At 72.3% G+C, this 14344-nt stretch carries 15 protein-coding genes and 1 pseudogene; 10 read left to right on the top strand and 6 right to left on the bottom strand.

The genetic code is table 11. The features are described from left to right. Positions 1–83: 83 nt before the first annotated feature. The 5 genes and pseudogenes from alc to ABEB06_RS29260 form a co-directional block, all read right to left on the bottom strand. Positions 84–1127: pseudogene (gene alc, locus ABEB06_RS29280) on the bottom strand (allantoicase); the annotation flags it as partial. A gap of 10 nt (positions 1128–1137) precedes the next feature. Next, on the bottom strand, positions 1138–2493 hold the full coding sequence (allB, locus tag ABEB06_RS29275) for an allantoinase AllB (RefSeq protein WP_345699898.1): 1356 nt from the start codon (positions 2491–2493) through the stop codon (positions 1138–1140). Positions 2494–2602: 109 nt separating this feature from the next. Further along, entirely contained in the window at positions 2603–3745 is a 1143-nt protein-coding gene (locus ABEB06_RS29270; RefSeq protein WP_345699897.1) for a glycerate kinase, read from the bottom strand. Between the two features lie 177 nt (positions 3746–3922). Beyond that, positions 3923–4810, bottom strand: a complete 888-nt coding sequence (locus ABEB06_RS29265; RefSeq protein WP_345699896.1) for a 2-hydroxy-3-oxopropionate reductase — start codon at positions 4808–4810, stop codon at positions 3923–3925. A 31-nt stretch (positions 4811–4841) separates the two neighbouring features. Further along, a complete protein-coding gene (locus tag ABEB06_RS29260; RefSeq protein WP_345699895.1) occupies positions 4842–5687 on the bottom strand; it encodes a TIM barrel protein in 846 nt (281 codons plus the stop codon). Positions 5688–5871: 184 nt separating this feature from the next. On the opposite strand from ABEB06_RS29260, the gene ABEB06_RS29255 reads away from it, so the two are divergent. From ABEB06_RS29255 to ABEB06_RS29210, 10 genes are all read left to right on the top strand, one after another. After that, positions 5872–6156, top strand: a complete 285-nt coding sequence (locus ABEB06_RS29255; RefSeq protein WP_425559714.1) for a thiamine-binding protein — start codon at positions 5872–5874, stop codon at positions 6154–6156. Next, positions 6153–6524 (top strand): helix-turn-helix domain-containing protein, encoded by a 372-nt coding sequence (locus ABEB06_RS29250; protein ID WP_345699893.1) that lies wholly within the window; start codon positions 6153–6155, stop codon positions 6522–6524. The genes ABEB06_RS29255 and ABEB06_RS29250 overlap by 4 nt, the downstream gene beginning before the upstream one ends. A 192-nt stretch (positions 6525–6716) precedes the next feature. Next, positions 6717–7220 carry a 2-oxo-4-hydroxy-4-carboxy-5-ureidoimidazoline decarboxylase gene (gene uraD, locus ABEB06_RS29245; protein WP_345699892.1) on the top strand — a complete coding sequence of 168 codons (504 nt, stop codon included), beginning with the start codon at positions 6717–6719 and terminating at the stop codon, positions 7218–7220. A 51-nt stretch (positions 7221–7271) separates the two neighbouring features. Then, positions 7272–7607 (top strand): hydroxyisourate hydrolase, encoded by a 336-nt coding sequence (gene uraH, locus ABEB06_RS29240; RefSeq protein ID WP_345699891.1) that lies wholly within the window; start codon positions 7272–7274, stop codon positions 7605–7607. Between the two features lie 31 nt (positions 7608–7638). After that, the gene (gene pucL, locus ABEB06_RS29235) at positions 7639–8559 is read left to right on the top strand and encodes a factor-independent urate hydroxylase (protein WP_345699890.1); all 921 of its coding nucleotides are present in this window, start codon (positions 7639–7641) and stop codon (positions 8557–8559) included. A 179-nt stretch (positions 8560–8738) separates the two neighbouring features. Beyond that, positions 8739–10184, top strand: a complete 1446-nt coding sequence (locus ABEB06_RS29230; protein ID WP_345699889.1) for a nucleobase:cation symporter-2 family protein — start codon at positions 8739–8741, stop codon at positions 10182–10184. Next, complete coding sequence (locus tag ABEB06_RS29225) at positions 10145–11530, top strand: 8-oxoguanine deaminase (RefSeq protein WP_345699888.1); 1386 nt, start codon at positions 10145–10147, stop codon at positions 11528–11530. The genes ABEB06_RS29230 and ABEB06_RS29225 overlap by 40 nt, the downstream gene beginning before the upstream one ends. 233 nt (positions 11531–11763) lie before the next feature. Next, on the top strand, positions 11764–12084 hold the full coding sequence (locus ABEB06_RS29220; RefSeq protein ID WP_345699887.1) for a WXG100 family type VII secretion target: 321 nt from the start codon (positions 11764–11766) through the stop codon (positions 12082–12084). A gap of 1 nt (position 12085) precedes the next feature. Next, entirely contained in the window at positions 12086–13342 is a 1257-nt protein-coding gene (locus ABEB06_RS29215) for an amidase domain-containing protein (protein ID WP_345699886.1), read from the top strand. 1 nt (position 13343) lies between these two features. Next, the gene (locus ABEB06_RS29210) at positions 13344–13730 is read left to right on the top strand and encodes a hypothetical protein (RefSeq protein WP_345699885.1); all 387 of its coding nucleotides are present in this window, start codon (positions 13344–13346) and stop codon (positions 13728–13730) included. On the opposite strand, the gene ABEB06_RS29205 is transcribed toward ABEB06_RS29210, so the two are convergent. Next, entirely contained in the window at positions 13660–14304 is a 645-nt protein-coding gene (locus tag ABEB06_RS29205) for an MFS transporter (RefSeq protein ID WP_345699884.1), read from the bottom strand. The two genes, ABEB06_RS29210 and ABEB06_RS29205, sit on opposite strands and share 71 nt — an antisense overlap. Positions 14305–14344: the final 40 nt, after the last annotated feature.

The raw sequence follows: 14344 nt of genomic DNA, 5'->3' as shown, positions 1-14344 counted from the left end.
GTGAGGGCGGTGGCCTCGGCCGCGGTCAGACCGGCCTCGGCGAGGGCGGCGTCGGCCTCGGCGGCCGGGAGCGCGTTGAACCAGCGCAGCGCGAGCGCGGCGCGGCCGGCCTCGGTGAGCCTGCCGGTGAGGCGCAGGCGGGCCAGGCCGCCGTCCGGGTAGACGTTGATCCGGACGTGGGTGGCCGGGCGGTCGGCGTTCAGCCGGAAGCGGTGGCGGGTGTCGGGCTGCAGGCGGGTGCGGGGCAGGAGCTCGAACCAGCCGTCCGGGTCGGCGGAGGGGTCGCCGCCGGCACCAGCGTCGTAGCCGACCAGGTCGGCCCAGCCGGGGGCGTTGGCGACGAAGTGGGTGGTGTCCACCTCGGCGGCCAGGACCTCGCCGCCCCCGGCCAGGGCGATCTGTACCCAGTCGTTGGCCTTGTCGCGCCGGCGCCGGGTCTCCCAGCCCTCGCCCATGACGGTGGCGCGGCCGGGAGCGTTCAGGTTGTGCGGGGAGGAGAAGTAGCGGTCCGAGGCGGCCTCGGCGACGCCGCCGTACTCCTGCGCGGCGAGGTCGAAGCTGAGGCCGTCGAGCTCGCGCGGGTCGGGGCGGACCTCGCCGTGCACCCGCAGGCGGGCGACGCCGCCGTCCGGCCAGATGTTGAGGCGGACGTGGGTGAACCGGGTCTCGTTGTCGACCGCGAACTCGTGGGCGGTGTTGCCCCGGAGGGCGGTGCGCGGCACCAGGTCGGTCCACTCGGCGGCCTCGACCTCGGCGGGCGAGGGGTGGCCGGGGATCGAGGCGCCCTGGACGGATCCGGTCTCCGGGTAGTTGCCGGTGAAGTGCGCGGTGTCGACCACCACGCCGCGGATCACGCCGGCCGCGCCGAGCCGGACGATCGCCCAGTCGTGGTCCTCGTCGGTGGGGTGCGGCTGCTCGGCACAGGCGCCGCGGCGGCGGCGGGACTCCCAGCCGTCCATGATCTGGCCCTTGTGGCCGAAGGTGTGGGCGCGGAACTCCGCCGGCTTGGCGACCAGCAGGTTCTCGGCGTCCGCGAAGGTGTCCTCGTTGGTGCCGACGACGCCCGCGCCCAGCAGGCGGGAGGCCAGGTTGACCAGCTCGGTGAACGGAGCGCTCGGGGTGCTCAACGAAGTCTCCTTAAGAACGGGTGATCTGACGGCCGAACGGCTCGGCGTCGGTGTCGACGACGCGGCCGCGCAGCCAGGTGGTGCGGACCACGCCGGTCAGGGTGCGGCCGGCGTACGGGGTGACCGGGTTCTTGTGGTGCAGCTCCTCGGCGTGCACCGCGAACTCCGCGTCCGGGTCGAAGGCCACCAGGTCGGCGTCGTTGCCGACGGCGATGGCGCCCTTGGTGCCGGTGAGGCCGACCAGCGAGGCCGGGCCGGAGGACATCCAGCGGACCACGTCGGTCAGGTCGTGGCCGCGGCGGCGGGCCTCGGTCCAGATCGCCGGCAGGCCGAGCTGCAGGGAGGCGATGCCGCCCCAGGCGGCGGCGAAGTCGCCGCTGCCGCCGTAGCGCCGGAGCAGCTTCAGGTCCGGGGTGGACGGCGAGTGGTCGGAGACCACGGCGACGAACTCGCCGTCCGCGAGGGCCTGCCAGAGCAGGTCGCGGTTGGACTCGTCGCGGATCGGCGGGCAGCACTTGAAGGCGGTGTCGCCGTCCGGCACCTCCTCGGCCGCGAGGGTGAGGTAGTGCGGGCAGGTCTCGGCGGTCACCCGGACGCCGTCCGCGCGGGCCTGGCGCAGCAGCGGCAGGACGGCGGCGGAGGAGACGTGCAGGATGTGCACCCGGGCGCCGGTCCGGCGGGCGGTGTCGAGCAGGTGCGCGACGGCGGCGGCCTCGGCGTCGTCCGGGCGGGAGTTGAGGAAGTCGCGGTAGTGCGTGCCGGGGACCTGCGGGGCGGCCTCCAGGACGGCCGGGTCCTCGGCGTGGATGATGGCGAGCGCGCCGATCCGGGCCTGCTCGGCGAGCGCGGACTCCAGGTCCCGCGCGGTCGCCAGGTGCGGGAACTCGTCCACGCCGGACGGCGCCAGGAAGGACTTGAAGCCGAACACGCCCGCGCGGTGCAGCGGTTCGAGGTCTCCGGTGTTGCCGGGGACGGCGCCGCCCCAGAAGCCGAGGTCGACCCAGGCCTGGCCCTCGGCGGTTTTCCGCTTGGCCTCCAGTCCGTCGACCGTGGTGGTCGGCGGGACGGAGTTGAGCGGCATGTCGATGATCGTGGTGACGCCGCCGGCGGCGGCGGCCCGGGTGGCGGTGGCGAAGCCCTCCCACTCGGTCCGGCCGGGTTCGTTGACGTGCACGTGGGTGTCGACCAGACCGGGCAGCAGGACGGTGTCGCCGAGGTCGGTCAGGTGGCGGTCGCCGGCCAGCAGCGAGCCGTGGGCGGCGATCTGCTCGATCCGCCCGCCCCGGACCAGCACATCGGCGGGACGCTCGCCGTCCGGCAGGACCACCCGGCGGGAGCGGATGACCGCGGTGTCGCCGATGGGCATGAGGGGACCTCCGAACTCAAGGATGCGGGGTGTGCCGAAGGATTGCTCGGAGCCTAGGCCCGCCTTCAACAAAACGTCAATGTAGGAATCCACAAGCGGCCGGGCGGCCTCAACGCACCAGCAGCTCGGCCGCCAGCCGCTCCCCCGCGACCTCTGCCAACTCGGCTGCCCTGGTCATCGAATCGCCCGGCTGCTCGGCCAGATCGGTGAGCGCGAGCGCCGCGGTGAAGCCCGCCGTGCGCCACTCGTCCTCCGACAGCTCCAGCCTCCCCGCCACTGCGGCCACCCGAACCCCCGCCCGGGTGGCCGCCGCGGCGACGCCGGCGGGGGCCTTGCCGTGGAGCGTCTGCGCGTCCAGGCACCCCTCGCCGGTCACGACGAGACGCGCCCCACGCACAGCCTCGTCGAAACCCAGCAGTTCGAGCAGCAGCTCGATGCCGGGTCGCATGGTGGCGCCCAGCAGGGCCAGCGCGGCGAAGCCGACGCCTCCTGCCGCCCCGGCGCCGGGGGCGTTGCGGTAGTCCTGGCCGGTCGCCGCGTGCACCGCGTCGGCCCAGCGGGTCAGGCCCCCCTCCAGGACCAGCAGGTCCTCGGGGCCGGCGCCCTTCTGCGGTCCGTAGACGGCGGTGGCGCCGCGGGTGCCGAGCAGCGGGTTGTCCACGTCGCAGGCCACCACGATCCGCACCCCGCCGAGACCGTCGGCGAGCGGGCCGAGGTCGATCCGGTCCAGGCGGCGCAGGGCCGCCCCACCGGGGGCGAGTTCGGTGCCGTCGGAGTCGTACAGGCCGGCGCCGAGCGCCTGGACCATGCCCGCGCCGCCGTCGGTGCACGCGCTGCCGCCGAGGCCGAGCACGATCCGGGTGGCGCCGAGCCTGACCGCCTTGGCGATCAGCTGGCCGACGCCGTACGAGCCGGCCGCGAGCGGGGCGGTGCGTCCGCCGGGGAGCCGGGCCAGGCCGGAGGCCTGGGCGAGCTCGACCACGGCGGTGTCCTCGCGCAGCGCGATGGCGGCGTCCACCGGGAGGCCGGTGGGGCCGGCGACCTTGACCGGGACGCGGGTGAAGCCCGCGGCGAGCGCCGCCGCGAGGGTGCCCTCGCCGCCGTCGGCGACGGGCAGTTCCCGGACCTCCGCGCCGGGCGCGGCGCGCCGGATGCCGGCGGCGATCCGCGCGGCGACCTCGGCGCCCTCCAGCGTCCCCTTGAACTTGTCGGGAGCAACGACCACATGGCCCTGCGTGGGGGTGTCGGTCATGAGACGTGCGCCTTTCTTGCTGCTTCGCGGGGCCGGTGGGGCGGGTGGTGCCCCTCCCTGCCGTTCCCCTCGTCCCGCTTCCGACGTACGAGGGGCTCCCCTCGGCAGGGAGGGGGACTCGAGCCCCCTGGTGGCGCGGGCACGACCGGACAGGTACACGCCACCAGGGGGAGCTTGTTACTTGACCTCGCGGCCGGACAGGCGCTCGACGCCGCGCAGCAGCGCGGAGTGGTCGAGCGAGCCGTCGCCGTTGGCGCGGGCGGAGGCGACCAGCTGGGCCACCACGGCGCCGAGCGGCAGGGCGGCACCCACGGCGCGGGCGGCGTCGGTGACGATGCCCATGTCCTTGTGGTGCAGGTCGATGCGGAAGCCGGGAGCGAACTCGCGGTTCAGCATGTTGCCCTTCTTGCGGTTCAGCACGGTCGAGCCGGCCAGGCCGCCGCCGAGCACGTCCAGGGCGGCGGCGAGGTCCACGCCGGCGTTCTCGAGGAACACCACGGCCTCGGCGAGCACCTGGATGTTGACCGCGACGATCAGCTGGTTGGCGGCCTTCACGGTCTGGCCGGCGCCGGACGGGCCGACGTGGATCACCGTGGTGCCGAGCGCGTCGAGCAGCGGCTTGGCCTCGGCGAAGTCGGCGGCCTCGCCGCCCACCATGATCGACAGGACGGCCTCGATCGCGCCGGCCTCGCCGCCGGAGACCGGGGCGTCCAGGGTGCGCACGCCCTTGGGGGCGGCCGCGGCGGCGACCTTCTGCGAGGTCTGCGGGGTGATGCTGGACATGTCGACCACGAGGGTGCCCGGCTTCACGTTCTCCAGCACACCGCCCTCGCCGAGGATGACCTGCTCCACGTGCGGGTCGGCGGGCACCATGGTGATCACGACCTCGGCGTCCTTCACCGCGTCGGCGATCGACGTGGCGCCGTGGCCGCCGGCCGCGACCAGGGCGTCGATGGCGGACTGCTCCAGGTTGAAGCCGGTGACGTGGTGGCCGGCCTTGACCAGGTTGACGGCCATGGGCTTGCCCATGATGCCGAGGCCGATGAAAGCGATCTTGCGGCTCATCGCGGTGATCCTTAACTAAGCGGGGAGGGAGTTACTTGGCGGCGCGCAGCTCGCGCGGGAGCCACCCGAAGCTGTCGGCGCTGACGCCGTTCGACGGCTTGTACTCGAGGCCGATCCGGCCGGTGTAACCGGCGGCCGAGAGGCGGGCGAAGAGGTCCTCGAAGTCCAGCCCGCCGGTGCCGGGCTCGTTGCGGGCCGGGACGTCGGCGATCTGCACGTGGCCGAAGCGGTCGGCGTAGGCGTCGATCACCGCGGCGAGGTCCTCGCCGTTGCGCGCCAGGTGGTAGAGGTCGCAGAGGAACTTGGCGTTGCCGAGGCCGGTGGCGGCGTTGACCTTGTCCACCACCGCGACCGCGGCCTCCGCGCTGACCAGCGGGTAGTCCGGGGACTCGGCCCCGTTGAGGGCCTCGACCAGCAGGACGGCGCCGACCGCGTGGGCGGCCCGGGCGGCGAGCGCGAGGTTCTCCAGCGCCAGCTCGTCCTGCACGGCCGGGTCGACGCCGGCCACCCGGTTGCCGTACAGGGCGTTGACCGCCTTGGTGCCGAGCGACTCGGCGAGGCCCACGGTGACCGGGATGTTCTCGCGGAAGCGCTCGCGCTCGGCGGGCAGTGAGACGGTGCCGCGGGCGCCCTTGGTGAGGTCGTCGACGAAGTTGATGCCGGTGAGCTGCACGCCCGCGTCGGTGAAGGCCTTGCGGAGCTCGTCCAGCTCGGCCTGCGACGGGGTGTGGTCCTCACCGAAGGGCCACCACAGCTCGGCGGCGGTGAAGCCGGCGGCGGCCGCGGCGGCCGGGCGCTCCAGGAGCGGAAGCTCGGTGAACAGGATGGACAGGTTGATCGTGAAGCTGTGCTTGGCCGCAGCGGTCACGTCGGTCACCTCTCGCTCTCTTCCTATCCGCAACTTCCACGATTCGGAAGAGCGATTTTGCCTGGTGGAAGCTTGTCCTGCCCCCGGACGGAGTGTCAAGCGCCTCGCAACAATTTGTTGAAGCCGCCGAAGCCTTCCGGCCAGACCCCCGGTCGACTGTTTGATCGACCAGCGCCCTCGCTACAGTGAGCAGGTGCGATTGATGGTTGAGTTCACGACAGAGCCGTTCGAGCTGGACAGCTTCCCGGACCACGCCAAGGCCGCGCGCCGCGCCGTGGACGAGGCGGGCCTCGCGGTCTCCGTGGGCCCGTTCGGCACCAGCGCGGAGGGCGAGGCCGAGCAGGCACTGGCCGCGGTCACCCGCCTGCTGCGGGAGACCCTGGACGCCGGCGCCACCCGGATCTCGGTCCAGGTCAGCGTTCTCGCCGAGGGCGAGGACGACCAGCACCAGACCCCGGAAGGAGTGGGTACGCAGTGAGCAACGCCCTGGAACACCCGCTCACAGCGGCGATAAAGCCGCTGCTGGACGCGGTCGGCGCGACCGCGGTCGAGCCCGCCGAGGCCCGGGCCGAGGACGTCGTCCTGGAGTGGGACGGCGCGCCGGCGGTGGCCGTGCGGCTGCCCCACCTGAGCAGCGCCCTCGACCGCCTGCTCGCCGAGATGGCCCGCCAGTTCGACGGCCGTCCGCTCGCCGAGCTGGACCGCGCCGAGAAGCAGCGGGTGGTCGCCCTCCTGGAGGAACGCGGCGCCTTCACCGTCCGCCACGGGGTGGAGACGGTCGCGTCGGCGCTGGGCGTCAGCCGGTTCACCGTGTACAACTACCTCAACCGGCAGGAGAAGGGCTGACGCCCGCGCCCGTCCGGCTTCGCCCAGTCTGTACCGGCCACGAGCCGGGGCACACTTGGTGAATCGCACACGACACGGGGCCGCAACGGGCCCCGGCGCAAAACGTAACCACCAACAGTTCAACAAAGTGTTGACGACCTGGGGTGGTCGATCTAGCTTTTCCGGGTGGCACCACTCTTAGGAGGTCCACCCGTGACCAAGCATCCCGACGCTCTTGACGCTCTGGCGGCGGCTCCCGCCGCAGAGCTGCAGGAGACCCTGCTGGAGATCTGCTCCAGCCCTGCCTGGGCTGCCGCCGTCGCGGCGAGCCGGCCCTGGTCCGACCGTGACGCCCTGCTCGACGCCAACGCGAAGGCGATGGCCGGGCTGACCGTCCAGGACCTGGCCGACGCCATGGCCGGCCACGCCCGGATCGGCAAGCCGAAGACCGGCGACGCCACCTCCGAGCGCGAGCAGTCCGGCATCCAGGGGGCGGACACCGCCCTGCTCGACGAGCTGCACGAGGCCAACGCCGCCTACGAGGCGAAGTTCGGCCACGTGTTCCTGATCTGCGCGACCGGCCGCACCGCGGCCACCATGCTCGCCTCGCTCCGCGAGCGATTCCCCAACGACGCCGCCACCGAGGCGGAGATCGTCCGCGGAGAGCTGCGCAAGATCAACGACATTCGGATCGACCGACTGCTCGGCGAGTCCTGACCCGACTCGACGGACCGTCATTCCCTGCCACAGTTAAGGTCATCACCACCCATGACTGGCATCTCCACGCACGTGCTCGACACCAGCGTCGGCCGCCCCGCCGAGGGCGTCCCGGTCGAGCTCGCACTGCACACCGAGGGTGGCTGGAAGGTGCTCGGCACCTCCGCCACGGACTCCGACGGCCGGGCCAAGGACCTGCCGGCCGTGGAGGCGGGCTCGGTCGTCCGGCTGCTCTTCGACACCGCCGCCTACTACGCGGCGAAGTCCGAGGAGACGCCGTTCTTCCCCGAGGTCTCGATCGTCTTCACGGTCGCGCCCGCGCAGCACCACTACCACGTGCCGCTGCTGCTCAACCCGTTCGGCTACTCGGTCTACCGCGGAAGCTAGTAGACCGACCTCAACGCTTAGGAGCCACGTCATGGCCCACGTGCTCGGTCAGAACCAGTACGGCAAGGCGGAGAACCGCATCGTCCGGATCTACCGCGACTCCACCCGCCACGAGATCAAGGACCTCAACGTCTCGGTCTCCCTCCAGGGCGAGTTCGAGGACGTCCACCTCACCGGCTCCAACGCCAACTGCCTGCCCACCGACACCACCAAGAACACCGTGTACGCCTTCGCCAAGGAGTACGGGATCGAGTCGGCCGAGGCCTTCGGCATCACCCTGGCGCGCCACTTCGTCGACGACACCGAGCGCGGCGTCGTGCACAGCGCCCGGATCCGGATCGAGGAGTACGCCTGGGACCGGATCAAGACCCCGGACTCCTCGGCCCGCTTCATCGGTGCGGACGAGGTGGGCCACTCCTTCGTCCGCACCGGCCAGGAGACCCGCACCTGCGAGATCGTCTACGACGGCGAGAACGTCCAGGTCATCTCGGGCCTCAAGGACCTGATCGTGATGAACTCCACGAACTCCGAGTTCTGGGGCTACATCAAGGACAAGTACACCACCCTCCAGGAGGCGTACGACCGCATCCTGGCCACGCAGGTGACGGCCCGTTGGAAGTACGGCTTCAACGGCCGCGACGACGAGGCCCAGCCCAACTGGAACCGCTCGTACAACCACGTGAAGCGCCACATGCTGGAGGCCTTCGCGGAGACCTACTCCTACTCGCTGCAGCAGACCCTGCACGCGATGGGCACCCGGGTGCTGAACAACCGCGCCGAGGTGGACGAGGTCCGCCTGGAGCTCCCCAACAAGCACCACTTCCTGGTCGACCTGGAGCCCTTCGGTCTCAAGAACGAGAACGAGGTCTACTACGCGGCCGACCGGATGTACGGCCTGATCGAGGGCACCGTGCACCGCGAGGGCGTCGTACCGGTCATCCCGGTCGCCTGACGACCTCCCCGCCCTACCTTCTCCACCCCCCACCCACCGGAGACCGCGCTCGCCTTCGGCGACCCGGCCCGGGGACCTGGAGAAGCGGCCCGAGGGACCCTTGCACCGCCGTCCCGCCCTCGGGACTCTCCAGCGCCACGGGCGCGCCGGAGCCCACGAGCACAACTGAGGGGCTCGACATGGATTTCCGCACCACCCGTACCGACGGCGGTACCAACCCCGACCAGCCCTCGCGGCCCGACGCACCGTCCGGCCGCGAGGTCCACCCCGTGGACGAGGTGCTGCCCCCGCTGAAGCTCTTCGGCACCGGGCTGCAGCACGTCGCCGCGATGTACGCGGGCGTGGTCGCACCCCCGCTCATCGTCGGCGCCGGCGTCGGGCTCTCGCCCGGCGAACTCGCCATGCTGATCTCGGCCAGCCTGTTCACCGCGGGACTGGCCACCCTCCTCCAGACCCTGGGGATCTGGAGGATCGGCGCCCGGCTGCCGTTCGTCAACGGCGTGTCGTTCGCCGGCGTCGCCCCGATGCTGGCGATCGCCAAGGAGCACGGCCCGAAGGACGCCCTTCCGGTGATCTTCGGCGCGGTGATCGTCGCGGGAACCCTGTGCCTCCTCGCGGCGCCGTACTTCTGCAAGCTGATCAGGTTCTTCCCCCCGGTCGTCCAGGGCACCGTGATCACCCTCATCGGGGTGTCCCTGCTCCCGGTCGCGGTCAACTGGGCACGCGGCGGCAACCCGTCCGCACCCGGCTACGGCTCCGTCCGGGCCATCGGCCTCGCCGCGCTCACCCTGGTCGCGGTGGTGCTCTGCAACCGGCTGCTGCGCGGCTTCTGGCAGCAGCTCTCCCTGCTCATCGGGCTGGCGATCGGCACCGCCGCCGCCTTCCCGCTGGGGCTCGCGGACTTCGGCGCCGTCCAGGACGCCGCGGTCTTCGCGCTCCCCTCCCCCTTCCACTTCGGGGCGCCGGTCTTCGACGCCGCGGCGATCGTCTCGCTCTGCATCGTCATGGTGGTCTCGATGACCGAGTCCACCGCCGACATGCTGGCGCTCGGACGGATCGTGGACCGCGAGGCCGACGAACCCACCCTGGCCGCCGGTCTGCGGGCCGACGGGCTGGCCACCGCGCTCAGCCCGGTCTTCAACGGCTTCGCCTGCAGCGCCTTCGCCCAGAACATCGGGCTGGTGGCGCTCACGAAGATCCGCAGCCGCTACGTGGTGGCGGCGGGCGGAGGCATCCTGATCCTGCTGGGCCTCTTCCCGGTCCTCGGGTCGCTGGTGTCCCTGGTGCCGCAGCCGGTCCTCGGCGGCGCGGGCATCGTGCTCTTCGGCACGGTCGCCGCCAGCGGCATCCGCACCCTCGCCGAGGCGGGGATGGAGTCCGGCGGGAACACCGTCCTGGTGTCGGTGTCGCTCGGGATAGGCATCGTCCCGATCGCCGCCCCCACCTTCTACGACGCCTTCCCGGAGGCCGTACGGACCCTGATGCACTCCGGCATCTCGGCCGGCTGCCTGGCAGCCGTCCTGCTCAACCTGCTGTTCCACCACGTCGGCGCCCGCCGCACACCCTCCCCCATTGGAGTCCAACCATGGCAGTCCAGCCCCCACCCGCCGACCAGCGGATCGTGATCGAGAACGTCGCCGTCGCCACCGTCGACGCCAACGACACCGAGTACGCCCGCGGCCACGTCGTCATCCTCGGCAACACGATCGAGTCGGTCGGCGACGGCCCCGCCCCCGCGTGGCTGGACAACGTGGTGCGCCGGATCAACGGCGAGGGCCACCTGGTCACCCCCGGCCTGGTCAACACCCACCACCACTTCTACCAGTGGATCACCCGCGGCCTGGCCCAGGACGACATCCTCTTCGACTGGCTGGTCGCCCTCTACCCGACCTGGGCGCAGATCGACGACAAGCTGGTGCACGCCGCCTCGCTCGGCTCCGCCGCCGCGCTGCTCAAGTCCGGCTGCACCACCGCCTCCGACCACCACTACGTCTTCCCGCAGGGCGGCGGCGACGTGCTCGGCGCCTCCATCGAGGCCGTCCAGCAGCTCGGCATGCGCTTCACCGCGCTGCGCGGCTCGATGGACCGCTCCAAGAAGGACGGCGGCCTGCCGCCGGACCACGCGGTCGAGAAGACCGAGGACATCCTGATCGCCTCCGAGGCGGCCGTCGACAAGTGGCACGACCCCTCCTTCGGCTCGATGCTGCACGTCGCCATCGCGCCCTGCTCCCCGTTCTCCGTCTCCACCGAACTGCTGCGGGAGTCCGCCGTGCTCGCCCGCCGCAAGGGCGTGCGCCTGCACACCCACGGCTCGGAGACCGCCGAGGAGGAGGAGTTCTGCAAGCAGCTCTTCGGCATGGGCCCCACCGACTACTTCGAGTCCACCGGCTGGCTCGGCGAGGACGTGTGGATGGCCCACTGCGTCCACATGAACGACTCCGACATCGCCAAGTTCGCCGAGACGGGCACGGGTGTCGCGCACTGCCCGTCCTCCAACGCCCGCCTCGCGGCCGGCATCGCCCGCGTCCCCGACATGCTCCGCGCGGGCGTGCCGGTCGGCCTCGGCGTGGACGGCACCGCCTCCAACGAGTCCGGTGAGCTCGGCACCGAGCTGCGCAACGCCCTCCTGATCAACCGCCTGCACGGCTACCCCACCGCGCTGACCGGCCGTCAGGCCCTGCGCCTGGGCACCATGGGCGGCGCCCGCGTCCTCGGCCGCCACAACGAGATCGGCTCCATCGAGACCGGCAAGCTCGCCGACCTCGCCCTGTGGAAGATCGACGGCATCATGCACTCCTCGATCGCCGACCCGGTCGCCGCCCTCACCCTCGGCGCCCTGCCGCCGCTCGCCGCGCTCTTCGTCAACGGCAACGCCGTCGTCGAGAACGGCACCCTCACCACCGTCAACGAGGACCAGATCGCGCTCGCCTGCAAGCGCGCCGCGCAGGAACTCGCCTCCCGCCCGCTCTGACCCCCTCCGCACCAGCCCGCAACCCCCGTACTCCGGGTGGGCCGCCAGGGACGGCGACCCACCCGGACTCCGCGGCCCATCCTGCTCACCGGCGGGCCTGCGGAGGCACAGCCCCGGACCCACGGCGAGGGTCCGGGGCTGCTGCACGTCCGCTTCCCGCCGTTCGCCGGGAACCGGATCGGTGCGGTGATCGTCCTCCCCGTCGCCGATCACACGGCAGGAACGGGGAATCCATGTACGACATCCACATCCGTCCGGCAGGCCTGCACACCGCCGCCGACGCCGTCCGCGGGACCTCCACCCGGCTGGACGCCCACGCCGGCCACTGGCTGGACGACAGCCTGACCGCCGCCTCCGCGCACTCCGGTTTCGCCTCCGCTCCCGCGCTGCGCGAGTGTGCCGACAACTGGCAGACCCACATGAGCGCGGTCGTCCAGCAGTTGCACACCTACGCCGACCAGCTGCGCCAGTCCGCGCACTCGTACGACACCGCCGAGCAGGAATCCGTACGCCGGCTGAACCTCGCCGTCGGCGACCTCGGCGGAGGTGTCTGACGTGGTCGACTTCGCGACTCTCCGCCGGGCCGACCCCGCCTCGCTGCGCCGCGCCGCCGAAGGCTGGGTGGCGCTCTCCAAGGAGTCCTGGCAGGCCGTCAACGACCTGCACGACAACGGGATCGGCCCGCTCAAGGAGGACTGGCAGGACAAGGTCGGCCAGGCCGCCGGCAAGAAGCTGGGAGAGCAGGCCGACATCCTGGAAGCAGGCGCCGACATCACCCGCGGCGTGGCGATGGTCGTCGACGGCCTGGCATCCTCCCTCGAGTACGCCCAGCAGGCGCTCACCCGCGCGCTCGAACTCGCCTCGGCGTACCGGCTGGAGGTGGACGGGAACGGGACCGTCTCGACGACGGGTGAGGTCACTGGCGAGAGCCTCGGCCACCTGAACGAGGTGTCGGACCTGATCAAGGAAGCCCTCCGGGAAGCCCGCCAGGCCGACGAGCAGGCCAGTGCCGAACTGCACAAGCTGGGCGCCGCCACCTGCGAGACCGACCCCGAGAAGGCGCTCGACCAACTCCAGGGGGAGGCCTCGCAGATCCAACTCGCCATGCTCGCTGGCGACATACCGGACGGCAAGGACCCCGCACTGGTCTCCCGGTGGTGGGCCTCGCTCACCCCCGAGCAGCAGCGGCAGTTGGAGCTGGCGGAACCGGTGAAGCTCGCCAACCTCCCCGGTGTCCCGGACGCGGTCAAGGAGGACCTGCGCGGCGGCCCGGACCGTAAATGGGACCGCGTGAAGATGGTCGAGTGGGTGCTGGCCCACTGGAACGACGACTCCGGCGACTTCGACGACGAGAACAACTGCACCAACTTCGCCTCCGAGGCGCTGTTCCAGTCCGGCGTCCACATGAAGGGCGACTGGACCCTGGAGGGCGACGCCTGGAACCGCGGCCGCGACCCGGGCTGGCTCGGCCTCGGCATCATCGGCCAGCAGCACAGCCACGCCTGGGGCGGCGCGCAGAACCTGCACGACTTCATGGTCGGCAACGGCGGCCGCGAGGTCCCGCCCGGCGAAGTCAAGCCGGGCGACCTGGTCTTCCTGGAGGACGACAACGACCTCAACCCCGACCTCAAACCCGGCAACATCCACCACACCGCCGTCGTCACCGCGGTCACCCCCGACGGCGACATCCGGTACAGCCAGCACAACAGCTCGCGGATGAACGTCAGCATGGACGGGCGCTCCGGCCACGAGGCGCAGACCGAGGGTCGACAGAAGCTCCACTACGTCCGGGTCGAACCGAACTGGTACTGAGATGAACGAGACGACATCAGCGGGCCGACGGCTCGCCCCCGCCATCGTCCTGGCCCTCCTGGCCGCCGCCCTCGGCTGGGCCTGCGCCGCGTACGGGCACGACGCCTACCTGGACGCGGTACCCCGGCGGCTCAACCACTGCCTGGAGGCCGCCCCCGTGACGGTCGGCGCCTGGGCGGCACTGGGAGCGGCGCCCCTGCTGGAGATCGCGGCCGCGGCCTGCGCCGTCCTGCTGCTCCGCCCCACCACCCGCCCGGGCACCGCCCCGACGGTGGCGGCCGCGCTGCTCCTCGGCACGGCCGCGCTCCTCCTCGTGGTCACCGGCTGGAGCCTGGCCGACGCCATCGGGGGCCTCGACCACCCGCGGCACACCTGCACCGGCATGTGAGCCGCCCGCGCAGACACAGCCCCGGACCCACGCGGTGGGTCCGGGGCTGCTGCACGTGCCCACCCCCGTGGGGCGCGCGGACCAGCGGCGGCGTCCGATCGCACCTGCGTCGGCGCCCGCGCACGTCAGGGCCCACCGAGGTGAGCAGCTCCGCGAGGCTGTGCAGCAGCACCCCCGCCAGCAGCACCCCGCCCCAGGCGCACGCCCGCGCCGCGCTCCGCACATCCGTCACCCCGCGGCCAGCCCGCACCTGGAACAGCACCACGGCCAGGCAGTTGACCCCGCCGACCGCCGCGATCAGCGCCCGCGGCGCCCCGGTGTGCAGCGCGATCCACAGCGGGATCCCGATCTCCAGCATCGCGAACTGCAGCTCCAGCACGGCGTGCAGGCCCGTCACCGCCAGGAAACGCCGGTCCGCGAGCGCCGTCCGGCGGCCCGAGCGCTCCTTCGCCCCCGCCCGGCCGACCTCCGCCACCAGTAGGCCCGCCAGCAGCACCGCCGCACCGAGGAAGCTCACCGCGTCCAGCACCATCACCCGGCCCCCCTCCTTGACCGCGTCGTCGACGTCCTGCACGCCTACTGGACCCGCTGCCTCGCCCCCGCCTGGTGGCCCA

The sequence above is a fragment of the Kitasatospora terrestris genome (assembly GCF_039542905.1).
Lineage (GTDB): Bacteria > Actinomycetota > Actinomycetes > Streptomycetales > Streptomycetaceae > Kitasatospora > Kitasatospora terrestris.
This window is presented reverse-complemented; position numbering and strand designations above follow the sequence as displayed.

What these genes read in the sequence shown, in the direction of transcription:
- allB (WP_345699898.1), bottom strand. Translation starts at nt 2,493, where the DNA reads ATGCCCATCGGCGACACCGCGGTCATCCGCTCCCGCCGGGTGGTCCTG.
- ABEB06_RS29270 (WP_345699897.1), bottom strand. Translation starts at nt 3,745, where the DNA reads ATGACCGACACCCCCACGCAGGGCCATGTGGTCGTTGCTCCCGACAAG.
- ABEB06_RS29265 (WP_345699896.1), bottom strand. Translation starts at nt 4,810, where the DNA reads ATGAGCCGCAAGATCGCTTTCATCGGCCTCGGCATCATGGGCAAGCCC.
- uraH (WP_345699891.1), top strand. Translation starts at nt 7,272, where the DNA reads ATGACTGGCATCTCCACGCACGTGCTCGACACCAGCGTCGGCCGCCCC.
- pucL (WP_345699890.1), top strand. Translation starts at nt 7,639, where the DNA reads ATGGCCCACGTGCTCGGTCAGAACCAGTACGGCAAGGCGGAGAACCGC.
- ABEB06_RS29230 (WP_345699889.1), top strand. Translation starts at nt 8,739, where the DNA reads ATGGATTTCCGCACCACCCGTACCGACGGCGGTACCAACCCCGACCAG.
- ABEB06_RS29225 (WP_345699888.1), top strand. Translation starts at nt 10,145, where the DNA reads ATGGCAGTCCAGCCCCCACCCGCCGACCAGCGGATCGTGATCGAGAAC.
- ABEB06_RS29220 (WP_345699887.1), top strand. Translation starts at nt 11,764, where the DNA reads ATGTACGACATCCACATCCGTCCGGCAGGCCTGCACACCGCCGCCGAC.
- ABEB06_RS29210 (WP_345699885.1), top strand. Translation starts at nt 13,344, where the DNA reads ATGAACGAGACGACATCAGCGGGCCGACGGCTCGCCCCCGCCATCGTC.